The sequence below is a fragment of the Haloarchaeobius sp. HME9146 genome (assembly GCF_025399835.1).
GTDB lineage: Archaea > Halobacteriota > Halobacteria > Halobacteriales > Natrialbaceae > Haloarchaeobius.
The window spans coordinates 3,128,872-3,153,535 of record NZ_JAODVR010000001.1; the positions used below are offsets into that span (position 1 = coordinate 3,128,872).

The following is a 24,664-nucleotide window of genomic DNA, read 5'->3' on the forward strand; positions in this document are numbered from 1 at the left end:
GGTCAGGCCCTCGCGAGCAGGTCGGCGACGGTCGGGTCGGTGTCCACGGCGATACCGGCGTCGGTGACGGCCCCGAACAGGTCGACCCAGTACGGGATGGTCGTCTGCCAGCCGCCGGGAACCGGGTACGCCGCGGTCTCGAAGTCCTCGCCCTCGTACCGGAAGCCCATCCGGGTCCGGGTGCAGTCCAGTTCCCGGTCGGCCACGGCCGCGACCTGTTCTGCGGCGTCGTCCCGGGCCGTCACGAGCACCGGGACGTCGCAGGCCCGGGCGAGGTCGGCGAGCACGGCCACCGACCCCTCCAGCAGGTCTGCGGCCTCCGCGTCGGGCACGTCGGGGTCGCGGTAGAGCGCCCCGAGGTTCGGACAGACGACCATCGCGGTCCGGCCGTCGACCCGCCGGACGAGCTCGCGAACGAGTTCGTGGTGCTGGTAGGCGGTGAACGCCCGGGCGACCTGTATCCGGTCGAGCAGCCGGTCGCTGTCGGCGAGTTCGGCCAGGACGTACGTCGCCGCGGTGTTCCGGGCGTCGACCCAGTAGGTGGTTCCAGCTTCGCCGGCGAGCGTCCGGACGACGAGCCGGTGCAGCGCGGTCGAGCGTGCGTCGGGCGTGTCGAGGAGCGTGAGCCCCGCGTCGAGCGTCGGTTGGGTGTCCATACGAGGACAGAGGAACACCTATCACAAAAGTTACAGAGTGTGCGTTCCGGAAGTTCCGGAAGTCGTCGGTTCGGTCGAAAACGGTCGTTTCGATGCCTCTGAATCCGGAATAGCACCGTTCCGGAAAGGGGCCGGAAGTCGTTCCGGAAGCGTTCCGGAAGTGGTCCGGATGGGTTGCTGGGGAGTGACGCGGGTCCAGCCGACGGGTCGGGACGAGTCGTCCGAGCCGTCACCGAGGGTCAGGCTCGGTCGTCATCGAGCGCCCGGGGCTGCGGCTGGGGCTGTGGTTGTGGCTGTGGCTGTGGTTGTGGCTGCGGTTGGGGCTGTGGGCGGGGCTGTGGCTGCGGTTGGGGCTGTGGGCGGGGCTGTGGCTGCGGTTGGGGCTGCGGTCGCTGGGGCTCCGGCTCGGGGCCGGAATATGGCTGGGCCGGTTGGGTCTGCTTGCTGGTACAGACGTACGCGTTGTACACGTGGCTGTACTTGCACCGGTAGTTCATCCGCGCCCAGTAGCTGGTCGGATAGTTACGGCAGATGTACGCGCCCAGTTCACGGCTGTACTGGCAGTTCGGCTGTGCGGAGCCGCCGCCAGCCGTCCGGCAGATGTACGCGTTCAACTCGCGGTTGTACCGGCACTGGAGCCCCGAGGCTGCGGGGTCTACCGGGCGGCGAAGGCAGACGAACGCGCCCAGCCCACGGTTGTACTGGCAGCTGAACGTTGTGGTCCAGCTTCGGGGAGCGCTCTGCCGTGAGACAGCGCCGCCAGCGGCGTCAGCCGCGGCGATGCCACTCCCGAGCCCGAGACAGATACCCCCGATACCGATGCTCCGGACGAGGTCGCGCCTCGTCACTCCTCGGTCTGGTTCTCTCATGGTTGGTGAGGTAGAGATGGTTCCCCCTCAGAGAGACGGAGACGATTGCCGGGGATAGCCTCGCGGCGAAGTGAACGTAACCCGGCAACCACCGGGTTTCCACGTGATATGTGATTTCCGGTCGGTTAGTCACCGAGCGCAACAACACCCAAAATCGGTTCAAGCCGGTCGCCGGGACAGTCCCGGTCGCCAGCGGTTCACGGTCCCGCAGCAGCAGGCAGGTCAGTACGACCCGCCCGAGTCCCCACCGAGGGGCTGGTTCTCACCGAACGGGCTGGGCCGCGGCCGTGGGCGTGGCCGTGGCCGCGGAAGCTCGTCGTCCCCGAACGGGTCAGGCCAGGGGCCAGGGCGGGGCCGGGGGCGCGGGCGTGGCCGCGGCAGGTCGTCCTCGTCGAACGGACGACCCGGGCGGAGCCGGCGGCGGCAGATGTACGCGTTGAACCGGCGGCTGTACCGGCAGCGGAACGACCGCGCCCAGTAGCCAGTGGGCCGGCGACGGCAGACGTAGGCGTCCAGCCGGCGGTTGTACCGGCAGTACCGCGGCACGAAGTCGGGCCGGTCGGGCCTGATGCGGCGGCAGACGTACGCGTTGAACCGGCGGCTGTACCGGCACCGGTAGCCGGCGAATCCGGGGTCTATCGGCCGGCGGCGGCAGATGTACGCGTCCAGCCGGCGGTTGTACCGGCATCCTCGCAGGCCGGGACGGGGACGTCTTCGACGACGGTCGCGGTCGTCGCGACCGTCACGCTGTGGGGAGAACGGCACGCCACCGGAGACGGTGTCCGCGGCGGCGACGCCGCTCCCGAGGCCGAGGCAGATGCTCCCGACCCCGATCGTTCGGACGAGGTCGCGCCTCGTCACCCCTCGTATTGGTCCTCTCATGGTTGGTGAAGGAGGTATCTTCCCCCTCACCGAAACGGAGGCGATAGGCGAGAATAGCCTCGCGGCGAACCCGGCGTAACCCGGCAACCACCGAGTTTCCTCGCACCACGTGATTTCGCGTCGGTTAGTCACCCCAAGAAACAGCACGGCGGCGCGCCAGTGAGCCGGCCGTAGACCGAACTAGCCCGGAGCAGGCCCCGAAAGCGGCCGGATGGCCCCGGGTGCTGGCTCAGTTCTCGTCGTCGTCAGCGTCGGCTCTGCGTCCCCGGCGTCCGTCACCCGGGCGCGTCCCACGACCACCGTAGGGCGAGTCGTCGAACGGGCCACGTCCGCGGCCGCCGTCGAATGGGCCCCGTCCGCGGCCATCGTCGAACGGCCAGCGTCCGCCCGGCCGCCCACCGCGCCGTCCCTCACGGCAGATGAAGGCGTTGAACCGGCGGCTGTACCGGCACCGGAACCGCGGGCGTCGCGGTGGCCGCCGGCAGATGTACGCGTTCAGCCGGCGGTTGTACCGGCAGCCGCGGGGACCTGGTCGGCCGTCACCGTCGCGTCGACGGCAGACGAAGGCGTTGAACCGGCGGCTGTACCGGCACCGGAACCGCGGGTTCCGTGGCGGGCGACGGCAGATGTACGCGTCTATCCGCTCGCTGTACCGGCAGCGGCGTGGGCCCGGTCCCGGGCGGTCCGAGTCGTCGTCGACCCGGCGGCAGATGTACACGTTGAACCGCTCGTTGTACCGGCAGCGGATGAGGCCGGTCGTTATCGGGCGTTCCCGGCAGATGTACGCGTCTATCCGCTCGTTGTACCGGCACCCGCGCAGGCCGTACCGTGGGCCGCGGCCATCGTCGTCCCGGCCTCGGCCCCGTCCTCGGCCGGGACCGTCGTACTGTCGTGCGAGCGCGTCACGAGGTGCTGCGGCGGCGGTGCCGCTCGCGAGGCCGAGACAGATGCTCCCGACCCCGATCTTTCGGACGAGGTCGCGCCTCGTCACGCTTCGGTCTGGTCTTCTCATGATGGTGAGGTGGAGATGGTTCCCCCCTACAGAGACGGAGAAGATGGACGCGAATAGGCTCGCGGCGAAGTCGACGTAACCCGGCAACCACCGAGTTTCCTCGCACCACGTGATTTCGCGCCGGTTAGTCACCGCGGGAGACAGGAATCGGGGCCGCCACCGCGTCGCTACACCGCACCCGCCGGGACCGTCCCGGTCGCGTACAGCGTGAGGTTCCCGCCGACCCAGAGCACGACGATGAGGAGGACGAGCTGTGCGTGCGAGAGGTCGAGCCCGGCCCAGCGGAGCAGCCGGCGGCGCGTCAGCGGAACCGAGACCAGTCCCGCCGCGGTCGCGAGTATCCCCGAGAGGAGGATGCCCACGTTGACCTCGGCGACCGCGAGGAAGAGGACGCCCATGCCCGAGAGCAGCGCGAGGAGGCCGAACGCCCACGCGACGATGGTCGAGATGATGCCGAACACACCCCGAGACGTGCTCGATGCCGTGGGACCGTCCCAGTCGTCGGCCCAGGCGTCGGCCGCTTCACGGACCTCTCGAATGGGCGCGAGGTCGGTGCCGCCGCAGTTCGGGCAGACGTCCTTCTGGTCGGGATAGCGCGCTCCACACGCCTTGCAGAGGTGTTCGACCGACGGGGCCACCGACTGCTGCTGGGCGGTCGCGTTCCGGTCACGGGACGCCGGTTCGGACCGGTCGCCAGTGCCGCCCCAGTCGTCGTCTATCCAGTGGTCGGCGTCGGTGCCCGTCGAGGCGTTGTTCCCGGTCTCGGCCCACTCGAACTCGTCCGTCGACTCGTCGGTCGTGGCCGCGTCGTCCCCCCCATCGTCGGCCTCGTCGCCGACGCGAACGAGGGTCTCGCCGGCACAGTACATGCAGGGCGGGTTGTACGACTCGTGGGTGCGCCCACAACTGGCACAGCGCCATCGGTCGTCGCCAGCAGTGTCCATGCCGCATAGGTGTCACCCCGTGACGACAAAGGTTCCGCCTGCGGCGACACGGACACGCCCTGCTCAGAGGTTCGGCGCGGGCTCGACGACCCGGTAGGTCCGCGCCCGCCCCTCGCCCTCCTTCGCGAGCAGGTCGTACTCACAGAGCTTGTGGAGGTGTTTCCGGCGGGTCCGGCGGACGTGTGGCTCCTCGACCCGCTCCTCGTAGGCGTCGTGGAGGGTTGCCGAGGAGACCTCGCCGCGCTCGCGGACGATCTCGTACAGGACGCGCTGGTGTGCCGAGAGCTTCGAGAGGGTGCTCCGGCGCATGTCGTGTTCGGCTTCCGGAATCGCGCTCGTGACGTGGTCCGCCGCCAGCGTGTCCGAGCCCTCCTCCTGGGCGGCCTGGGCGGCCGTCCGGAGGATACCGATGGCGAGCCGGGCGTCACCTGCCGCCGCGTCCGCGATGCGTTCGAGCTGGGCCGTCGCGACCGAATCGGGTTCGAATCCCAGGCGGACGCGGTCCGAGAGGATGGAGACGAGCTGGTCGGTCGCGTAGGGCGTCATCCGGATGGACGTGCAGGTCCGGAGGCGACTCTGCAGCCGCGGGTCGAGGTTCGCCAGGAACTCCTCCTCGTCGTTGGCGATGAGGACGACCGCCACGTCGGGTATCTGGTAGAGGTCGTACAGCACGTCGGTGTCCCGGAGCACGTCTACCTCGTCGAGGACGACGACGTAGGGCTCGCCGTGGTCGCGCAGCCGGCGGACCAGTTCGTCCGCGGGCGTCGACTGCCGGTGGATGTCGCCGACCGCGCCGAGGTTCTCCAGCAGGCGTTCGAGCACCGCGAATCGGGTGGAGTCGCTCCAGCAGTTGACGTACTGGTGGGCCACGTCGCGGACCTCGCGACAGAACTGCTCGACGATGTACTGGGCACAGCAGGTCTTGCCCGCGCCGGGCGGCCCGTACAGGAACGCGCTCCCCGGTCGGTCGTCGCCCGCGACGGGCCGCAGCGCCGTCGAGAGCTGGTTCAACTCGGCGTTGCGGTGGCGGACCTCGGACGGCACCCATTCCTCGCGAAGCACCCGCGGGTCCGTTATCATTGCCCGGTCGTTCACACCGGGGCGACGTAAGTGACACGGGGCCGGCACCGGGTCGCACCCGACCCGGACCCACCCAGCACCAGCTACTTGCCCGCAGGCCGTGAGATTTCGACCATGCGAGCAGACAGTGCGACGGCCCACGTCGATTCGGGCGTCGGCGTGAACGAGGACGTGGCGACGGTGACCAACGGCGCAGCCTGGGTCCTCGACGGTGCGACCGGCCTCGGTGGGGAGAGCCACACCCCGGGCGCGACCGACGCGACCTGGTACGTCGGCCGGGTCGACTGCTACCTGCGCGAGCACGTCCACGACGACGTCCCCCTCGAAACCGTGTTGCGGCGGTGTGTCCAGTCGGTCGCCGCCGAGTTCCACGAGCTGGCTGGCGACGTTGACCCCGCGAACGAACCCTCGGCCGCCGTCGCCGTGGCACGCTGGCGCGAGGACAGTGACGCGGTCGAGTACGCGGTTCTTGGAGATGCGAGCGTCGTGTTCCGGTTCCCCAGCGGCGACGTGGAGACGGTTCACGGGCACGGCCCGCGCGAGCACGACGCCGCGGCCGTGGCCGAACTCGGCCGACTGAAGCGCGAGGAGGGCCTGAGCCACGAGGACGCGTTCGAGGCACTGCTTCCTCGATTGCGCGAGATCCGCGCCGTGAAGAACACGCCGGAGGGCTACTGGGTCCTGAGCCTCGACCCCGACGCGACCGACCAGGCGACCACCGGGACCGTCGAAGGGGTCACCGGCGCGAACCTGTTCACCGACGGGGTCGAACCGCTGGTCGAGTCCTACGAGGTGTTCGGCGACTGGGCGGAGGCGACCAGCTTCCTCCACGAACGCGGCCCGGCCGCGGCGGTCGAACACCTCCGCGAGTTCGAGCGCGCCGACGCCGACTGCGAGACCCACCCGCGATTCAAACAGCACGACGACGCGGGCATCGCCCTCGTCACGTTCGCCGACGAGACTGTCAGACCTACCGATAGTGCTAAGTGAGTGAATCGTCAGTTATTGCATGAATCCTAACGGGCAGAACCGTGTCTGGCACATTATCCGATATCCTCCCGGACGACGCGTTGTCGCGTCACCGGGACTTGCTCGTCGCCGGCCCGAGTCGTGAGACCGTCTGGCCGGTCCCGAGCCACATCCTCGCCAGCGCGGTCGCCCCCGACGACGGGCTGGCCGTCGTGACGACACGCACCGCCGCCCGAACGATGGTCGACCGACTCGTCCGCGACGTCCCCGCGCTCGAGCGCGACAACACGGGCGTCGTCGACGGTACCCCCACGCACGACGAGGTCCGGGTGGACCCGCGAGAGCGCTACTGGAGCGTCCCCTCACCGGTCGACCTGACCGGCACGAGCATGGCCGTCCACGACTGCATGGAGACGCTGTGGGAGCAAGGCGTCGCGGACCGCCACATGCTGTTCGACTCGCTGTCGAACGTCCTCATGTCGACGGACTCCGAGACCGTCACGCGCTACGCCCACCAGCTCCTCCTGCTCGCGAACGCGACCAGCGCGGTGTCGGTGTTCCCCATCTACACGAACGTGACCGACGGGACCGACTTCGAGCGACTCAAGCACCTCTTCGACGGCATGGTCCGCGTCCGTCGCCGGAACGGCACCAGAGAGGTCCGCTGTGTCGGCATCGACGGCGCGGCGACGGGCTGGGTCAGACTCGGCGATTCCGAGGCTGTCTCGGGAGCCGAAGCCGATTAACGACGAATCGAGTGCGCCGTCCATCGCAACGCAGTCCGCCGGTTTTCCCCGTCGAATCGGCGCACTGAGGGACGCTTCGTCTTATCACGGAGTCTCGCCTAGGTAATTACATGGTCGAAATCGAGACCGAAGAGCAAAAGACACGGGCGGAGATCGCCGCCTGCCTCCGCATCCTCGCCGACCAGTTCGAGCGAGACGGTGAGGTGAAGGTCCGCATCGGGGGCGAGAACGTGACCTTCGACCCGGCCGACACGGTGAACGTCAGGCTGGAGACGGAGTCGGAACTATCGCCCGAGTCCGTCCGGATGTACCGCCGCGTTGGGTTCGATATCGAGTGGTTGCAGCCCTTGCCACTGCGCTCGGGCCCGGTCGACAGTCACACCGACTGACCCGTAGTCGCTGCCTCGTTTCTCCGCGTCTGCCTCGCCAGTGCCGACTGCCGCCGTCTCCTCCTGGACGGCCACGACGACGACGCCCTCGTTCTCGTACACGACGGTGTAGCGGTCGCTCTCGACCAGTGAGTCGCGCATCGAGGGGGACTGCTGGTGGTGCATGCCCCGAACGGTGTAGCCGTCTTTCGGCACGTAGACGTACTCCGGCGACTGCGAGCCCGATTCGAGGAACCGGGTGAGGCAGGCGGCATCGTCACAGGTCGAGCTGTCACGGAAGGTGTTCAGCTGGTGTTCGTACCTGGCTGGCGTGGTCCACTCGACGCCCCAGGGGCCGATGAGGATGCTGCGACCGGTCTGCTGGGGGAACCACTCCGCGGCGTCGCCCAGTACGACGAAGTCGGCCGACTGGGCCGTGTTCGCCTCGGCCCACTGCATCGCCTCGACGTCGTGCGAGTCGACGAAGGCGGGCTGTGACGGGTCGCCGTGGTGGCTGTCGACCATTCCGCCCGCGTAAGCGACGCCCACGCCGACCGCCGAGAGCGACAGGAGCGCAACGGTCAGGACCGACGCGGTCCGTCGCCAGCCGGGGGCGGTCCCCGCGTCGAGGCGGGCCACGAGCGCGGGAACGACCGCGAAGACGAACTGGGCGACGAGGATGCCGCCTGCGATGAACTGGAACCGGGTCTTGCCGAGGACCCACGCCGAGACGAACAGCCACGCGGGCACGAGGAACCGCCGCTTCCAGAGGGCGTAGAGCCCTGCCGCGTACGTGACGACGAAGAAGGGCGTGACCGCGTCGGCCACGACGATGGGCTGGACGAACTCGTCGTACAGTCGCCCGGTCCCACCACCGAGCCCGGAGTGCGTTCCGGCGGCACCGAAGAACACGTCGAACCCGTGGTGGGACGCGACGGTCAGCCACCAGGGCGCGGTCACGAGAACCCCACCGACGGCCACGATCGCGCCGGAGACCAGCCCCATCGGCGACCGGTCGAAGGCGGCGTACAGCACGAGGTAGTTCAGGCCGAAACAGACCGCGTACAGCGGATGGGTGAGGATGGTCAGTGCGAACAGGACCAGCCCCGGGGCGAGCCAGCGCCGGTCGCCGTGGCGGAACAGTCGCAGCCCGGCGAACAGCCCGGTGACGACGAAGAAGAACGCCGGGGCACGGTTGATGCCACCGGCCGAGAGGTGCCACTGCAGGACCGGCGGTGCGACCGCGAACACCAGCGACGCGAACGCGGCCCGGCGAGGCGTCCCGAGGAACTCCTGTGCCACGTAGAAGTACGGGACGACGGTCGCGAGCACGACCAGTCCGGGGAGCAGGCGGCTCAACAGGAACGCGTCGACCCCGGTCAGGTCACGGACGGCCGCCACCACGTAGAACATGAGTGGCGGGTACGCCAGTGGGACGCCCTCGGCGGTGTAGCCGGGGACGGTCGGCGGGAGCCCGTACCCGTGGGCGCTGATGGTGTCCGCGATCTGGACGTAGAGGCCGGCCCCGTACGCGGGATACTGGTGCGTGAGGAGGTAGCTGACGTAGACGAGCAGGCCCGCGGTCAGCGCGAGGCCGAGCCAGAGTCGTTCGTCGAACTGGCCGGTGGCCAGTCGGGTCGCGATGCGGCTGGTGGTCGAGTCGCGAGAGGTGGTGTGTTCCATGCGTGGGGACAGACGCGAGGGCGGTCAGTCGCGTTCCAGTTCGAGTGGCTGGTGAACGGACACGGAGTAGGGTGTCCAGCGGAGTTCGAGGGCGGTCCAGACGAGCAGCGAGGCGACACCCGCGAGGGCGGCGAACACCTCCAGCGGGCCCATCCAGAGCGGTTTGACGTACATCACCGCGTTGAGCACCCGGCCGGGGAGGAGGCCCTTGGCCGTGAGCCAGAGGGAGCCGAGGAGGCCGTCGTCGCTGGCCGTGCTCCCGTTGGTACCAGCGTCGCCGCCGGTGCCCGGGGTCTGCTCGGTCCCGTCGCCGCCGGTGCTCGATTCGCCACCGAGAGCCTGCATGCTCTGGCCGCCCGAACTCTCGTCACCGGTGCCGAGGCGCTCGGCCTCGTACGGGAAGGCGACGTCGACGCTCCAGACGACCTCGCCCTGCGCGTTCACCTCGAACACGCGGTTCCCGTTCGAGTCGGTGATGAGGGTGTTCCCGTTCGGGAGCCGGTCGGCGTCACGGGGCCACTGGGCCCGGGCGTCGCTGTATCGCCACGACTCGGTCCAGTTCCCGTCGTCGGTCCGCTGGTACTCGACGACCCGGTTGTTCTCCGAGTCGGCGACGAGCACCGCCGGGCCGCCGTTCTCGGCAGGGATGTAGTCCGGGTTGTGCTGCTCGTAGATGGTGTCGTGGTCGCCGTCGCTTCCCAGCGTCCAGTTCTCGACGAGACCGGTCTCGCGGTCGAGGAAGACGACCTGGTCCTGGTTGCGCAGGCTCACCATGAACTGGCCGTCCCTGACGACCTCGACGTCGTTGACGTGGGTCCAGTCGGAGGGGTAGGGGCCCCCGCTGGAGCGCGGGTACTCGCTCTGGGCGTCCCACGACCACTCGACCAGCTCGGTGCTGGTGTTCACGACGAAGACGCGGTCCTTCGCGATGTCGGCGACGACGTACCGGGTGTCGGAGAGCCGGTCACCGTCGTGCCAGCGGGTCGAATGCTTGCCGGGCGTGACCCTGGAGTAGACGTCGGTGACGGTCCCCGTGGTGAGGTTTACGCGTTCGATCCCGTTTCGCGTACAGACCGTCTCGCTGTTGCACTCCTCGGCGGAGAGGTGGTCGGCGTAGAGGTACTCGACGGTCGCGTTCGTCCCCTCGACGGGGTCGACGTCCCAGTAGCGGGTGTGGGTGTCGTTGTAGTACAGCGTGCTCCCGTCGGCGGCGAAGGCGACGAGTTCGGCGTTAGAGCGCGGGCCCTCGTCGGCCGAGCCGAGCCAGGTGTTCGAGTCGGTCGCGATGACCGTGATTCCGTCGCGGGGCGGAACGGACTGCGTGTCGGCGTCGGCGTCGGTGTCGTCGAAGTCGGTCGTCCGGTCGGCCGTGACCAGTCCGAACGACAGGGTCAGAACCGAGAACAGGACGACGACTCCCAGCGCGACGCGGTACGCTCGTCTCGTGAGCATCTACCGGCACGACGATGCTCGGGTGGTTTACTATAGAGTCGTTAAGTGCGGGTCGTGAACGTTCCTCATCCCTCCGGGACGGTCGGTATGGAACGCCGGTTAGGGGGTGTGTAACGGTTAACTCGTCCATAATAATCCCCTTCGAGGATGTACGCAGGTGACGAATGGGACGTGTCTCGCGCAGCCGACTGTTGCTCGTGGTCGCACTCGTGGCCACCGTGGCCATGGTCGGGTTCGATGCCCAGCCACGGGCAGGGACGGAGCCCGCGGCTCCGAAGTCCGCCGACGAGGTGAAACTCCGCCCCGTCGCGCAGGACGGGTCGACCGCCCTGTGGCCCTACACGAGCCGCGAGACGCGGTTCGAGACACTCACACTCCCCATCAACGTCGTCATCCGCGAGGACCCGGCTATCGTCCGGGCGATGTTGACCCGCGAAATCGCCGACGAGGGCCTCGACAGCGACGGGAGGCAACGCGTCCTGCCCGAGCTGGGCGGCGACGTGTGGGGACAGACCCACGGCGCGACTCGCTACACCTACGTCCACGACCGGGTCGGTGACGACGGGACCTGGCAGACCGAATACGCCCAGTTGCACGTCGGCTCGTACCTCGGGAGTCGCCAGCACGTCCGACTGTACGAGGTCCCCGGCGACGACGGGCGGGCGACGGCCATCCAGGCCCATCACGAACACTGGGACTGGTTCCGCCTGCGCCACACCGTGGGGAGCACCGCCGCCGGGCAGGTGTACCTCGAACAGCACTTCTACGGCGTGCCGGCGGTGAAGCAGGTGAGCCGCGAGCGCTACGCGAACGGCGGCATCCTCGACGCCGACGGCTGGGTGACGGTCGTCGACGTCCGCGACCGACAGGCGGTTCCCCCAGGGGGCGCAGGCGGGACCGGGACACCCGCCTCGATGCCTGGCGACCTGCCGGGCGGGTCGATGCTCGACACGACGCTCGTCGGGCTCGCTGGACTGGCCATCGCCGGCACGCTCGCGACGGACGAACTGGACGAGGTCCGTCAGGAGGCCGAGGATGCTCTCGAGCAGTTCCGCGAGGACCTGAACGTGACCCGGGGCCACGTCCTGCTGTTCGGGAGTCTCGCGACCATCCCCCTGTGCGTCCGCGTCGGCGGTGTCACGGTCGAACGCCTCGGACTCGTGACGAACCCGAAACTCGTCGTGGCCGCGTTCTACCCGGTGCTGGTCGTCGGGCTCCCGCTGTGTGCCTACGGTTTCGCCGCCGGTCTCGGATTCGCCGAGAGCGCCCTCGTAGCGGTTCTCGGGCTCCTGACCGGCGTCATCCTCGATTACACGTACCTCGGCATCGAGGTCATTCCCCGGTACGTGCTCGTCCAGCGTGCCCTCCTCCTCGGTGCCATCGCCGTGGTTGCCGCCGCCGGGACCGTCCGTGCCGACCGGCGGTGGCGCCACAACGAACTCCTCGCCGTCGGCGTCGTCTGCTGGCTGCTCGCCGTGGCGTGGCCGCTTCTGGACCTCCTCTAACGATGACGAACTCCCCTGACCCCCCGCAGACAGCTGAATCGACACGCGACCCAAACCGACCACGCGACGACGGCCCGAGCCTCGACCGCCGTACCCTGCTCGGTGGGCTGGCGAGCGCCGGGATGGCCGCCACCGCCGGGTGTGCCAAGAAGGCACACTCGATGCTCAACCGGTCGAACCCGGAGCAGGTGTCGCTCTCCATCAAGACGGTCCCGGCCGACGACGACCCGGTCGCGACCCGCATCGCTCGCTCCCTCGCCACGCGCCTCAAACAGGTCGGCATCGACGCGACGGTCGAGTTGCTCCGCCGCGAGAACCTGCTCATCGACGTGCTGTTCAAGCAGTCGTTCGACCTGTACGTCTGGCAGCTACCGCCGCTCACCGACCCCGACGCGCTTCGGTCCCTGGTCCACTCCCGCTTCGTCGTCGAACCGGGCTGGCAGAACCCGTTCGGGTACGCCAACCTCGGTGTCGACGACCTGCTCGAACGACAGCGACGGCTCCCCGGTTCGCGTCGGCAGGACGTGCTCTCGACGCTGCAAGAGCGCCTCGCACAGACGCTCCCGTTCGTCACCATCGCCTTCCCGAGCCAGGTCCGGGCGGTCCGGAACGAGACGGTCTCGTTCCAGGGCGGCCCGGAGATACACTCGCCGGTCGGCTACTGTACGCTCGACGCCGTGGGCGGAACCGGAACGACCGGGAACGAGACGGCGACCACGACCGCGGCCGAGCCCCGGACGCTGACGGCGACCCTCAGCGACCCGCGCCAGACAGAGAACCTGAACCCGCTGGCCACGGAGTACCGCGACGGCTGGACCATCCCGGGGCTACTGTACGACCCGCTCGCGCGGGCAGTCGACGGCGAGATTCGCCCGTGGCTGGCACGGAACCTCGACTGGGGACAGGACGACGGGCGAGACGGACCGGTCGCGACGGTCACCCTCCGCGAGGACGCCACGTGGCACGACGGGACGCCCATCACGGCCGACGACGTGGCGTTCACCTACCGCTTCCTCTCGGATACGTCGCTGGGTCGCATGGAGAGTCCGCTCCCGGCACCCGCGTTCCGTGGGCAGTCCACCCTGGTCGAGTCGGCGATGCCACTGGACGACCAGCGCATCCGTCTCTCGTTCGTCCCGTGCACCCGGGACGTGGCCTGGCGGGCCCTGACCGTCCCCGTCCTGCCCCGGCACGACTGGGAGCAGGCCAGCAAGCAGGCGAACGTCCCGGGCGTGCAGAACGGCCCGGTCACACGGGCCCTCGTCCGTGACAACATCGCGCCGGTGGGGAGTGGCCCCCTGCGATACGAGTCGCGAGCGGTCCGCAACTCGCTCACGCTGGTCCGCAACGACGACCACTTCCTGCACCGGGGGGACACCGAGGGCCTGCCGTCGTGGGTCGACGGCTTCGACTTCGACGAACTCACCTTCCGGGTGGTCCCGTCGGCCGCGGTCGCCCGCGACCTCGTGCTCGCGGGTGACGCGGACGTGTCTGCGAGCCCCCTGCGGCCGGGGGCGGTACAGGAGGTGGGAGCGTCGAGCGACGTGACCCTGCACGTCAGGGACTCGTCCGCACCCTACCACCTCGGGTTCAACGTCCGGGCCGCGCCGCTCAGCAACACGCGGTTCCGCCAGGCCCTCGCCACGTTGCTCGACCGGGAGCACCTCGTCGACGAGGTCTTCGACGGGTTCGCCCGGCCCGCGGTGAGCCCGCTGGCCGCGACCGACAGCGTCCCGGCGACCCTGCAGTGGGCCGGGTCGGATCCGCTGTTCCCCTTCCCGGGCGAGGACGGTGAACTGGACGCCGACCGCGCGAGACAGGCGTTCATCGACGCCGGGTACCGCTACACCAACGATGGGAGGTTGCTCGCCCGATGACTCCCATGGAGGTGCCCTGAGATGAGCGTCCTCGCCGTCGCCGGCAGCGTGCTGGCCATGGACCTGTTGCTGTTCGTGGTCGCCGGAGCCGTGCTGTTCGACCGGCCGGCGCTGGGTGGCGCACGCGGGCGGGTCGGGTCGCGACTCCGCGAGATATCCCCGTACCTCGTCGTACTGGCCGTGGTCCTGCTTGTCAACCGGGTCGCCCGGGACGCCGGCCCGGACCTCTCGTGGGTCATCGGCTGGAACATCACCGACGAGCTGTACGCCATCGAAGGGACGCTTGTCGCGACCATCCAGTCCGTCCAGTCGCCCCTGCTGACGCAGTACTTCTCGTTCGTCTACCTGCCGGGGTACGTGTTCCTGCTGACGTTCCCCCCGGTGCTGTACTTCTGCTGCCGGGACCCGCGTCCGCTGAAGGAGACCATCCTGGCGTTCACGCTGAACTACTCGCTCGGGCTGGTCTGCTACGTGCTGTTCATCTCGTACGGGCCCCGGAACCTGCTCCCGGAGGCCGTCGAGCCCCTGCTGTACTCGACGTATCCGGATACGCAGGTGCTGACCGGCGAGGTGAACTCGAACTCGAACGTGTTCCCGTCGCTGCACACCTCGCTGTCGGTCACGACGGCGACGCTGGCAGTTCGCCACCACGACGCCTACCCGAAGTGGACGCCGGTCGCCATCTGGGGTGCCGTCAGCGTCTGTCTGGCGACGATGTATCTGGGGATTCACTGGGGGACCGACGTCGCTGCGGGTATCGTACTCGGCGTCGGGAGCGTGTGGCTGGCCGGGCAGGTGGTGGACTGGGAGGAAGGGCGTTAGGCGTCGTCTCGCCAGGGGGCTTTCGGGTCGCACTGGGTCTGGGTGGTACTGTGCCCGTAGCCGAGACTGCCGTCCGGTTCGACCGAGACGGATGCCTGGACGCACCCGTTCTTGGCGACCAGTTGCTCGCTCGTGAACGCGGTGACGGTCGGGTCGTCGTCGAGTCGGACGCGAATCTCCCAGTGACCCGGCGCTGGGTCGAAGTCCGGTGGAGCGACGAGCGCATTGTAGAGTCGCTGGTCGGTCCGCCCACGGATCGGAATCGACTCCTGGAACTGCCGGGATTCGTCGCGCCACAGGTCGAGATGGAACGTGTGTGGCTCGGGGCGCTCGTTCTTCAGGTAGACCGCGACCAATCTCGCCGGGTCGTCGGCACCGTTTGCGCTGAAACAACCCGCGAACGCACCAGCCACCCCTGCCGAGACGCTTCCGAGGAGGGTTCGGCGTGACACCGGCCGCATGATACCGTACAGGAGGACGAGCGCGAGTATAACTGGCGTACTTGCTATGTTGGCTGTCCGCCCACCTGTCGCACACGCCTGTCAGGGTCGAGAACGAGGGAGTGGAGCCAGAAGCGACGAGAAGAGACGAGATAGCCGTCGCACAGCCGGTTCAGGGTCAGATTCGGCTCCGGAAGGAGGGATGTGAATGCAGGGAGAGGCAGATACTGAGAGACCAGAATGGGAGTTCGACGGGTGCGAGGACGGGTCGTCGTGAGGCGGCTGGATTCGGGTGTTTCGCCGGGATCGACACCGGCTCATCGACCGGCGAACGACCGAGTACCAGCAGGGGAAATCGCAAGACTACACCCGTGTCTGAAGATATCCGGGATGGACAGCAGCTGTCGCAGTCGGCTCCCGGATTGCGGTTTCCCTACTGTGACGGCCTCTACCTGTCGAATACGGATATCTGAACGGTCCTCGATTGCATCAACACTGGCCGTCTCTGTCCCGTCGCCTCACCTAGTTAACGTACCACCTCATCGCGACGCCACCTTCCGGAGGACAGACCGAGTCTGAACGAACACAGAACCGAGGAGACGGCCAGCCGGCGTCGCTCGATGGCTCGATTCCCGCGATACCAGGTCTGTGCCACCGCGAGAACACTGGCCGAGACTGGAGGGGTTACACCGGCTGCTCTCGGTGGCCGGTCGCAAAGCGGCCGGCTTCTGTCAGTTCCCTCACTCCCGCTTCGCGCCGGGGTTGCTCACCGCGCCGTTCGCGGCGGAGCCGAAGTCGCGGCAGTACTTCGCGAGCACGCCGGTCGTGTACGACGGTTCCGGCTCCTCGCGCGCGTCGAGCCGTTCCTGAATCTCCTCGTCGGAGACGTCCACGGAGAGTTCGCGGTTCGGGATGTCGACGGTCACGACGTCACCGTCTTCGAGCGCACCGATGGGGCCGCCGGCGTAGGACTCGGGGGCGACGTGGCCGATCATCGGGCCGCGGGTCGCGCCGGAGAAGCGGCCGTCGGTGAGCAGCGCCACGTCGTCTTCGTGGCCCGCGCCGACCACCGCGGCGGTGACGCCGAGCATCTCGCGCATGCCGGGGCCGCCCTGTGGGCCTTCGTTCCGAATCGCAATCACGTCGCCCGATTCGATGTGGCCCTCCTGGACGTACCGCATCGCGTCCTCCTCGCTCTCGAAGACGCGGACGGGGCCCTCGTGGTAGAAGTTGTCCTCGCCGGTGACCTTCAGGACCGCGCCGTCGGGTGCGAGGTTGCCAGTCAGAATCTTGATGGCACCCTCCTCGTGGAGCGGCTCGTCGACCGGGTAGAGGAAGTCCACGTCGATGTCCGCGTCGTCGGGAAGGTCGCCTTCGGCTTCGAGGTGGGCGATCTCCTCGGCCATCGTTCTCCCAGTCACGGTCATGGCATCGCCGTGGAGGTAGCCGCCCTCCAGCAGGCGACGGAACACGACCGGGACGCCCCCGACCTCGTGCAGGTCGTTCATGACCCTGGTGCCGCCGGGCTGGAGGTCGGCGATCTTCGGCGTGCGCTTCGATATCTCGTCGAACTCCTCGATGGAGAGGTCGATGCCCGCCTCGGCGGCGAGCGCGAGCAGGTGGAGCACCGCGTTGGTGGAGCCGCCGATGGCGACCTGCAGGGCGATGGCGTTCTCGAAGGACTCCTTCGTGAGGATGTCCGAGGGACGGCGGTCCTCCTCGACCACTTCGAGGGCGAGTTCGCCCGCGCGGCGGGCGACCTCGTAGCGTTCCTCGTCTTCGGCGGGCGGACTTGCGGAGCCGAGGGGGGCCATCCCGAGCGCCTCGGAGATGGAGGCCATCGTGTTCGCGGTGAACATCCCGCCACAGGAGCCCGCGCCGGGGCAAGCGTGGCGTTCGAGGTCGTCCAGCTCCTCCTCGGTCATGTCGCCGGAGGCCACTGCCCCGACGCCCTCGAAGACGTTCTGGACCGTGACCTCGCGGCCCTCGTGCTCGCCGGGCATGATGGAACCGCCGTAGAGGAAGACGGAGGGCAGGTCGGTGCGGATGGATGCCATCAGCATCCCGGGGAGGTTCTTGTCACAGCCCGCGACGGTGACGAGTGCGTCCATGCGCTCGCCGAAGGAGACCAGCTCGACGGAGTCCGCGATGACCTCGCGCGAGATGAGCGAGGCCTTCATCCCTTCAGTTCCCATCGAGATGGCGTCCGAGATGGTGATGGTGCCGAACTCGATGGGCATGCCCTCGGCGTTCTCGACGCCCTCGATGGCGGCGTCGGCCACGTCGTCGAGGTGGACGTTACACGGTGTGATGTCGGCGGCGGGGTTCGCCACACCGACCATCGGGGAGGAGAGGTCGGCGTCGTCGTACCCCATCGCACGGAACATCGCCCGGTGGGGGGCGCGTTCCGGTCCCTCCGTGACCTCGCGGCTTCGGAGGTGCTCTGGTTTGTCCGGTCGGTCGTTCATGCTCGGGTGGTAGCCACGAGACGCCTTAAGTCCCGCCGACGGGACAGATGTTGCTGTCGAAGGCGGGGGTGGTGCCGGTGATTCGACCCGGCGAGACGCCATCCCGGTCGGTGTCCTGCGCTGACTCCGCAACAACACCAATAGTTTGTAACTAATCCGGAATAACCTTAATCTATATTCGAGTGAAAATCTAGTGGGTTTATCTATTATGTACTATTACTTCGCAGATGCATGTCAGAGGAAGACAGCCACACCACTGCGACGCACACTCACGACCAACCCACGACGACACGGCGTGGGGCGCTCCGCGGCATCGGCGCGGCCATCCTCGGGACCGTCGGCGGCGCAGCCGCCCTTTCGGCAAACAGCGAACCCGTCAGCGCCGCCGCTGGCGAGGACGCAGTCCTCCAGTACTACCACACTCCGTGGACCGAGATCACCGGGAACATGAGCAAAGTGGCGGACGCGGGCTACGCGGCCATCCAGGTCCCGCCGCCACAGAAGAGCAAACTGAGCTGGGACGACCAGGACGAGAACAACCACCCGCCGCTGGGCTACCAGCCCATCGACAACGACTCCTTCGACAGCGCGTTCGGGACCGAGGCCGAGTACCGCGAAATGATCTCGACCGCCCACCAGCACGGCGTCGAGGTGTACGCCGACATCGTCCTCAACCACATGGCGTACATCGGCGACGGCGAGTTCGACTTCCCCGAGTTCTCCCGACCGGACTTCCACGACTGCCGCTCCATCGACGACTGGGACGACCAGTGGCAGGTCGAGAACTGCGACCTGCTCGGCCTCAAAGACCTGGAACAGGAGTCCTCGTACGTCCGCGGCGAGCTCAAGGAGTACATGGGCAAGATCGCCGACTGCGGGGCCGATGGCCTGCGCTACGACGCGGCCAAGCACGTGCCCAAGTGGTTCTGGCGCGACTACGCCAACCAGTGGGCCGACGAGTTCGGCCTCGACTACCGCGTCGCCGAGGTTTTCCACAGCGACCTGAACTACGTCGAACCCTACGCCGACACCGGCATGAGCGTCACCGACTACCCGCTGTACAACGCCATCCAGGGCGCGTTCAGCGACGGCGGCAGCTTCACCAACCTCGACGGCGCTGGTGTCGTCAACCAGAACCCGTTCGCCGCCCAGACGTTCGTGGCGAACCACGACAGCGGGTTCCCACAGTACACCGACCTCGCGCGCGCCTTCGTCCTGACCTACGAGGGCTATCCGCGCCTGTACAAGGCCGGCCTCGACGACAGCTACGTCAACCAGCTGCTCTGGATCCGTAACAACCTCTGCGGCGGGCCCGCCTACACCCGGTACGTCGACGACGACCTCTACATCTACGAGCGCTACCAGAACGTGCTCGTCGGCCTCAACAAGACCGACCAGTGGCGCGGCGAGTGGGTGTACACCGGCTGGACGGACACCACCCTCAAAGACTACTCGGGCAGCGCTGCCGACGAGACCGTCAACAGCGACGGCTGGGTCCAGGTCTGGTTCCCGCCGAAGGGCTACGCCGCGTTCGCACCGTACTGACCCCGCGACAACGACGGCCGGGCCGTCGTGCCCCACGACAGGCCGTCATCCCGACTCCATCGCCCGCACACCACACCCGTCAGCCACTGCGTGTCCCCTTCCCGACGTATCGGGCCGTGCCGTCCCGTGGCGCAGGCTCCCGGACAGGAACAGGTTAGGGGACTGTCGTCTCGGATTTCAAAACCTTCTTGCGCGCCGCAAGTAGATGAACCGATATGGACCCCGTCGTCGCCGTCGCCCACTATCCCGAAGGAGCCGGCCACGCCACACGCATGCTCGCGGTGGCACAGGCCCTCGAAGCCCGCGGGGCAGCAGTCCACCTCGCCGGTGGTGGCCCCGGCCAGGAGTTCGTCGAGTGCCAGGGCTACGACGAGTTCGTCCCCGCCAACGTCGACTACATCGGGGACTACCAGAACGGTGGAAACCTCCTCCGCGTGCTCACCCACAGCGTCCCGATGAGCGGCAAGCGCGTCCTCGACTACGCGGGCTGGCTCCGCCGGCTCGACCCGGACGCCATCGTCACCGACGACATGTTCGCCGCGATGGCCGCCACCCTGACCGGCACGCCGCTGCACGTCCTCACGCACAACTCGCCGCACTTCTACGATGCGGTCGTCGAGGAGGTGTTCACCTGGCTCCTGACGAAGTACCAGATCAGCTCCGGCGAACAGTTCCTCTACCCGTCGGTGTGGCCGGCCTGCAACGCCGACCCGAAGGGCGTCACCCACATCCCGCCGATCGCACTGGAGGGCGACGGCGAGGCCGACCCGGACCCGATGGACGCGATTCTCGTCCCCAGCTACTACTCCCACGGGTTCGACGCGCTGGAGCGGACGCTCACCGAACAGGGCCACGACGTGACCCGGGTCGGCAGCGACGACTGGGAGTCGGTCCCCGCGATGCTCCCCTACCTCGAAGCCGCCGACGTGGTCGTCTGCTCGGGCTACTCGACCGTGATGGAGGCTGCCGTCGCCGGCACACCGTGTGTCATCTGGCCCTTCACCGACGAACAACACGGCGTCTCCCGCGTCATCGAGAAGACCGGCGTCGCCGGCTTCCAGGTGGAACACTCCATCCCACACGTCGCGCGAGCGGTGCGCCAGCCCCCAGAAGAGCCCGACTTCGAGAACGGCGACGACACCGCCGCAGAGCACGTCCTCCGGGCGCTCTGAGCGGAACGTCCCACCCCACGCCGACACCGGATACCGTTGCCACCGCCGCAACCGTTTCTCACCTCCCCCCGTAGGTGTGGGTATGGCAGTCGTCTCGACCGGCGCGCGTCTCCACTTCGGCTTCCAGAACCTCTCGCTGGCACACGAACGGCTCTATGGAGGACTGGGCGTCGGACTCGCGGAGCCGCGGGCTCGCATCGAGGCGACACGTGCGGACTCGCTCCGCTGTGACGACCCGGACGTCGAACGCTACGCGGAGCGGGTGTTGACGGTGCTCGACCTCCCCGGGGCCGAGGTCCACGTCGAGGACAGCCTCCCGCGCCACGTCGGGCTCGGAAGCGGGACCCAGCTCGCGCTCGCGACGCTCGTCGCGGTCGCAACAGCGTACGGCCGCGAGGTCGACGTCCGGGCGCTTGCGCCACAGCTCGGGCGTGGCGGTCGCTCCGGTGTCGGCGTGGCGACGTTCGAATCCGGCGGCTTCGTCGCCGATGCCGGGCATCCGACGACGCGGTTCACGAGCGCGCCACCCGCCGACGGAGAGTGGACCGTCCCCGCGGTGGCGACCCGGCACGAACTCCCGGGGAGCTGGCGCTTCGTCCTCACCGTCCCCGACGTCCCTGCCGGTCGCAGTGGCTCGCGAGAGAACGAGAGCATGCGCGCCGTGGTCGAGCGTGCCGACGCCGCGGTCGCCGACGAGATCGCGGGCATCGTCACGCGGCAGTTGCTCCCCGCGGCTGCGGAGGGTCGCCTCGACGCCTTCGGCACCGCCGTGAGCGAAATCGGCCGGCTCAACGGCGCGTGGTACGCCGACGAGCAGGGCGGCGTGTTCCGGCCCCCGGTCGGGACCATCGTCAGCGAACTCACCGAGTCGGAGTCACTGACTGGCGTCGGTCAGTCGTCGTGGGGGCCGACGGTGTACGGCCTGACGGACCGCGCCCGGGTCGAGGACGCCCGTGCCGCGGCGGAGCGGGCGCTCGACGCGGCCGACGTGGAGGGGCAGATCCTCGTCTGTCGGCCCGGCAACACGGGAGCCTGGGTCGACACCGGGTCGCGCGCCGACCCCGAAGTTCGGTGAGCGTGGCCGGGGGGAGTCGGGCTGCTGGCGAACAGACGGCTTTTGCTCCTCTGGAACACGCGACGGCTAACCGTGCAACCGCAGCCCGCCGCGTGGTGGCTCGTCAGGACATGGCTCGTCTGGTCCCGTGTTCGTATTTGAACGGTGGGATTGGCAGCCGTGTCTTCGATATCGTGCTGGCTAGTTCGGGAAGCAGTTCACTCGCGCTGGCGTCCGTGACCGCCCTGCACCGCACCGCAACCACGCCCTCCCCAGCCGATTCTGTTCCTCGCTCCGCGCTGCTCCGCTCCGGTACTCATCCCTCGCGCGCTTCCGCCACCGGCCCTCACGGTCGTTCGGTCCGGCGGCCGCGCGCGCCGCCTGGACATTTCGAACACAGGTCGCCAGCCAACCCGCCGTAACCGTTACTTGTACCCGTCACGACTGCCGGGGTATGGAGCGGCTGCCGATGGGCATCTCGCGGCTGGATTCGATGATTGGCGGGGGCGCGCCCCCGGGGAGTGTCGTGCTCCTCGCGGGCGAGGTGGGGGCGGGTGCACGTGAGTTCGTCTACACGAGCATCGCGATGAACGGGCTGGCCCGGGAGAACCCCGAGCTGTTCGACCTCTACTACGGAAGCCTGCACAGTCAGGCGACCGTCCCCGAGGAGATACACTACGTCTCGTTCACCGCGGATCGCGACGCGCTCGTCGAGGAGATGGGATACACGATGGACAGTGAACTCGTCGAGGCGGGCACCGACCCCGTCGACTTCGCCGACCTCTCCCAGCATTACTTCCAGCTCTCGCAGGTGCCACGGGAGTGGTACTCCGACGCGACCAGCGACATCGCCTCGCTGGGTGACCGCGACCGCCGGAGCACGCTCGACGCCGTCGGCGAGTACCTCAACCGGAACGCGGCGGGCAGCCTGGTCGTCATCGACTCGGTGACTGACCTGCTGAGTGCGGCCGAAGAGCAGATGGACTGGAACCAGATCACCCTGCTGATGAAGGGGCTGAAGAAGGCGTCCTACCGGTGGGGCGGGCTCATCCTCCTGCTGGTCAACATCGAGGCCCTCTCCGAGCGCCAGCTCGGCCGGCTGATGGACGCGGTCGATGGGTCGCTCGTGTTCCGGTGGGAGTCCGGCGGGTCCGAGCGCGCCCGGACTCTCGTCGTCAAGCAGTTCCGGGGGGTGCTCTCCCGGCTGGAGGACGAGAACATCATCCAGTTCGAGACCGAGATTCACGACGGCGGATTCGACATCAGCGACGTGCGCAAAATCCGGTGAGGAGATGGTTTCATCGGCGACAATCCTTAAGAGTATCCCCACCTAAATCCGGCTGAATGGCGAGCGAGGAGCAGGTCGACCTCTCTGTGCAGCTTCCGCCGGAACTCGGCGAGTGGTTGCACGAGCAGGCCACCGCGCAGGACACCGACGCGGATGAACTCCTCCAGCAGTTGCTTTCGGCGTACCGGACGGTCACCGAACTGGACGAGGACCGTCCCGACTACGACCTTCCCGAACTCCTCGACGCACAGAGCGAGGAGCTCGACGCGCGCTTCGACGCCCAGCACGAGGAGTTCATGGAACTCGTCGAGGACGTCAGAGAGCGCGTCATCCAGGTCAAACACGAGACCGACGGGAAGGCCCCGGTAGACCACACCCACGAGGCCCTCGAGGAGCGTCTGGCCCGGGTCGACGAACTGGCCGAGACCGTCGAAGAACTCGACGGTCGGCTGGAGACGGTTCGAGCCGACCTCGACGCCGGCTTCGAGAACTACGAGGACATCCTCGAGTACCTGGTGGCGACGACCGACGACATCGACGCGAAGCTCCTGAAACTCGCCCGCGTGACCGTCGACGTCCGGGCGGAAGTGACCCGGCTCGCGGCCGCCGAATCCCGCCGCGCCGGGGCTGACGCCCTCAAACTCGCGGCCAACCGCGAGGGTATCGAGCGCGGGAAGTGCGAAGAGTGTGACTCGACGGTGACGCTGTCGCTCCTGACCGAGGCCGAGTGCCCGCACTGTGCGAGTTCGTTCAGCGACGTCGAGCGAGGCAGCACGTTCGGCCCGTTCGGCTCGCACCGGCTGGTGACGGGCGACCCGCCCGCGCTGCCGGAGAGCGACGTTTCGCGCGTCGACGACGATCTCGTCGAGGACTTCCTGGACGACGACGGCGAGGACGCCCCCGAGTTCCAGACCGGTGGTGAGACCGATGAGTGACGACGGCGACGATGCCCCGCTGTCCGACCTCCGCGACGAGGTCGTCGACGACGGGGACGACGACGCAGCCGATGAGACCGAGACCGAGGTCCGGGCCGAACTCGTCGACGGCGACGGGGACGACGAATCGACGCCCGCGATTCCGGGCGAGAGCCTCGACACCGACGACGGGCCCACGGTTCGCTCCGGGCCGCTCAGCGACATGGCCGAGGACCTGGAGGAGCGACGCCGTGACGGCGACGCTGCCGACGACGACCTGTTCGAGTCGGTCGACGTCGGCGAGGTCGACGCCGACGAACTGTGGGACCAGGTCGACACCGACGGTCCGACCATCGACCCGGAACCCGACCGTGAGGAGGTCCGGACCATCAAGAAGAGCAAGTACTGCCAGCGTTGCGAGTACTTCGCGGACCCCCCGGAGGTCGCCTGTCACCACGAGGGGACGACCATCCGCAAGGAAGCGGACATGGAACACTTTGAAGTAGCGGACTGCCCGAAGGTTCTCGAAGACGAGCGACTCGAGAACGCCTGAGATACTATGCAATTCTGTGATGACTGCGGTTCGATGATGAAGGCACAGGGCGACGAATGGGTCTGTTCGAGCTGCGGCGCGACCGAGGCTCGCAACCGCGACGACGAGGCCGACTTCGTGAGCACCGAAGCACAGACCGACAGCGAGGTCATCGAGACCGAAGAGAACGCCGAGTTCGAGGGGAAACCCACCGCGACCGACGTGACCTGTGACAACTGTGGCACGCAGAAGGCGTGGTACTACATCCAGCAGACCGCGTCGGCCGACGAGCCGCCGACGCGCTTCTTCAAGTGTACGGAGTGCGGGAAGAAGTGGCGCGGCTACAACTGAGCCACCGACTATAACGATTATTTACTCCGCACCGA

General features: G+C 68.2%; 23 protein-coding genes. 13 read left to right on the forward strand and 10 right to left on the reverse strand.

Annotated features, from left to right (window positions below; genetic code table 11):
• Positions 1-2 precede the first annotated feature (2 nt).
• From N6C22_RS16150 to N6C22_RS16175, 6 genes are all read right to left on the reverse strand, one after another.
• Positions 3-656, reverse strand: coding sequence for a hypothetical protein (locus N6C22_RS16150; RefSeq protein WP_261652152.1), 654 nt, complete (start codon positions 654-656; stop codon positions 3-5).
• Positions 657-895: 239 nt separating this feature from the next.
• Entirely contained in the window at positions 896-1,504 is a 609-nt protein-coding gene (locus N6C22_RS16155) for a hypothetical protein (protein WP_261652153.1), read from the reverse strand.
• Between the two features lie 243 nt (positions 1,505-1,747).
• Complete coding sequence (locus tag N6C22_RS16160; RefSeq protein ID WP_261652154.1) at positions 1,748-2,386, reverse strand: hypothetical protein; 639 nt, start codon at positions 2,384-2,386, stop codon at positions 1,748-1,750.
• Between the two features lie 250 nt (positions 2,387-2,636).
• The gene (locus N6C22_RS16165) at positions 2,637-3,398 is read right to left on the reverse strand and encodes a hypothetical protein (RefSeq protein ID WP_261652155.1); all 762 of its coding nucleotides are present in this window, start codon (positions 3,396-3,398) and stop codon (positions 2,637-2,639) included.
• Between the two features lie 188 nt (positions 3,399-3,586).
• Positions 3,587-4,363, reverse strand: a complete 777-nt coding sequence (locus N6C22_RS16170; protein ID WP_261652156.1) for a hypothetical protein — start codon at positions 4,361-4,363, stop codon at positions 3,587-3,589.
• A gap of 63 nt (positions 4,364-4,426) precedes the next feature.
• Positions 4,427-5,458 (reverse strand): Cdc6/Cdc18 family protein, encoded by a 1,032-nt coding sequence (locus N6C22_RS16175; protein ID WP_261652157.1) that lies wholly within the window; start codon positions 5,456-5,458, stop codon positions 4,427-4,429.
• A 99-nt stretch (positions 5,459-5,557) separates the two neighbouring features.
• Between N6C22_RS16175 and N6C22_RS16180 the strand changes: the two genes are divergently transcribed.
• The 3 genes from N6C22_RS16180 (at position 5,558) to N6C22_RS16190 (ending at position 7,547) form a co-directional block, all read left to right on the forward strand.
• Positions 5,558-6,433 carry a protein phosphatase 2C domain-containing protein gene (locus N6C22_RS16180; RefSeq protein ID WP_261652158.1) on the forward strand — a complete coding sequence of 292 codons (876 nt, stop codon included), beginning with the start codon at positions 5,558-5,560 and terminating at the stop codon, positions 6,431-6,433.
• Between the two features lie 41 nt (positions 6,434-6,474).
• On the forward strand, positions 6,475-7,158 hold the full coding sequence (locus tag N6C22_RS16185) for a hypothetical protein (protein ID WP_261652159.1): 684 nt from the start codon (positions 6,475-6,477) through the stop codon (positions 7,156-7,158).
• Between the two features lie 110 nt (positions 7,159-7,268).
• Positions 7,269-7,547 (forward strand): amphi-Trp domain-containing protein, encoded by a 279-nt coding sequence (locus tag N6C22_RS16190; RefSeq protein ID WP_261652160.1) that lies wholly within the window; start codon positions 7,269-7,271, stop codon positions 7,545-7,547.
• On the opposite strand, the gene N6C22_RS16195 is transcribed toward N6C22_RS16190, so the two are convergent.
• Positions 7,443-9,209, reverse strand: a complete 1,767-nt coding sequence (locus N6C22_RS16195) for a glycosyltransferase family 39 protein (RefSeq protein ID WP_261652161.1) — start codon at positions 9,207-9,209, stop codon at positions 7,443-7,445. The two genes, N6C22_RS16190 and N6C22_RS16195, sit on opposite strands and share 105 nt — an antisense overlap.
• Positions 9,210-9,233: 24 nt before the next feature.
• Positions 9,234-10,661: an arylsulfotransferase family protein gene (locus tag N6C22_RS16200; protein WP_261652162.1), complete on the reverse strand. Its 1,428-nt coding sequence runs from the start codon at positions 10,659-10,661 to the stop codon at positions 9,234-9,236.
• 164 nt (positions 10,662-10,825) lie between these two features.
• On the opposite strand from N6C22_RS16200, the gene N6C22_RS16205 reads away from it, so the two are divergent.
• Genes N6C22_RS16205 through N6C22_RS16215 form a run of 3 tightly spaced genes read left to right on the forward strand, consistent with a single transcriptional unit; the run spans position 10,826 to position 14,865 of the window.
• Positions 10,826-12,166: a hypothetical protein gene (locus N6C22_RS16205; protein ID WP_261652163.1), complete on the forward strand. Its 1,341-nt coding sequence runs from the start codon at positions 10,826-10,828 to the stop codon at positions 12,164-12,166.
• A gap of 2 nt (positions 12,167-12,168) precedes the next feature.
• A complete protein-coding gene (locus N6C22_RS16210; protein ID WP_261652164.1) occupies positions 12,169-14,043 on the forward strand; it encodes an ABC transporter substrate-binding protein in 1,875 nt (624 codons plus the stop codon).
• Positions 14,044-14,064: 21 nt separating this feature from the next.
• Positions 14,065-14,865 (forward strand): phosphatase PAP2 family protein, encoded by an 801-nt coding sequence (locus tag N6C22_RS16215; RefSeq protein WP_261652165.1) that lies wholly within the window; start codon positions 14,065-14,067, stop codon positions 14,863-14,865.
• On the opposite strand, the gene N6C22_RS16220 is transcribed toward N6C22_RS16215, so the two are convergent.
• On the reverse strand, positions 14,862-15,326 hold the full coding sequence (locus tag N6C22_RS16220; RefSeq protein WP_261652166.1) for a hypothetical protein: 465 nt from the start codon (positions 15,324-15,326) through the stop codon (positions 14,862-14,864). The genes N6C22_RS16215 and N6C22_RS16220 overlap by 4 nt on opposite strands.
• Positions 15,327-16,045: 719 nt before the next feature.
• On the reverse strand, positions 16,046-17,773 hold the full coding sequence (gene ilvD, locus N6C22_RS16225; RefSeq protein ID WP_261652167.1) for a dihydroxy-acid dehydratase: 1,728 nt from the start codon (positions 17,771-17,773) through the stop codon (positions 16,046-16,048).
• A gap of 231 nt (positions 17,774-18,004) precedes the next feature.
• Here ilvD and N6C22_RS16230 point away from each other — a divergent pair, with 231 nt between their 5' ends.
• The 7 genes from N6C22_RS16230 (at position 18,005) to N6C22_RS16260 (ending at position 24,629) form a co-directional block, all read left to right on the forward strand.
• Positions 18,005-19,318, forward strand: coding sequence for an alpha-amylase domain-containing protein (locus tag N6C22_RS16230; RefSeq protein ID WP_261652168.1), 1,314 nt, complete (start codon positions 18,005-18,007; stop codon positions 19,316-19,318).
• A gap of 215 nt (positions 19,319-19,533) precedes the next feature.
• Entirely contained in the window at positions 19,534-20,490 is a 957-nt protein-coding gene (locus N6C22_RS16235; RefSeq protein ID WP_261652169.1) for a glycosyltransferase, read from the forward strand.
• Positions 20,491-20,572: 82 nt separating this feature from the next.
• Positions 20,573-21,565 (forward strand): beta-ribofuranosylaminobenzene 5'-phosphate synthase family protein, encoded by a 993-nt coding sequence (locus N6C22_RS16240; protein ID WP_261652170.1) that lies wholly within the window; start codon positions 20,573-20,575, stop codon positions 21,563-21,565.
• 433 nt (positions 21,566-21,998) lie between these two features.
• Complete coding sequence (locus N6C22_RS16245; protein WP_261652171.1) at positions 21,999-22,832, forward strand: HTR-like protein; 834 nt, start codon at positions 21,999-22,001, stop codon at positions 22,830-22,832.
• Positions 22,833-22,888: 56 nt separating this feature from the next.
• On the forward strand, positions 22,889-23,767 hold the full coding sequence (locus N6C22_RS16250) for a hypothetical protein (protein ID WP_261652172.1): 879 nt from the start codon (positions 22,889-22,891) through the stop codon (positions 23,765-23,767).
• The gene (locus N6C22_RS16255) at positions 23,760-24,299 is read left to right on the forward strand and encodes a hypothetical protein (RefSeq protein ID WP_261652173.1); all 540 of its coding nucleotides are present in this window, start codon (positions 23,760-23,762) and stop codon (positions 24,297-24,299) included. The genes N6C22_RS16250 and N6C22_RS16255 overlap by 8 nt, the downstream gene beginning before the upstream one ends.
• Before the next feature lie 6 nt (positions 24,300-24,305).
• A complete protein-coding gene (locus tag N6C22_RS16260; protein ID WP_261652174.1) occupies positions 24,306-24,629 on the forward strand; it encodes a transcription factor S in 324 nt (107 codons plus the stop codon).
• The last annotated feature ends 35 nt before the right edge of the window (positions 24,630-24,664 follow it).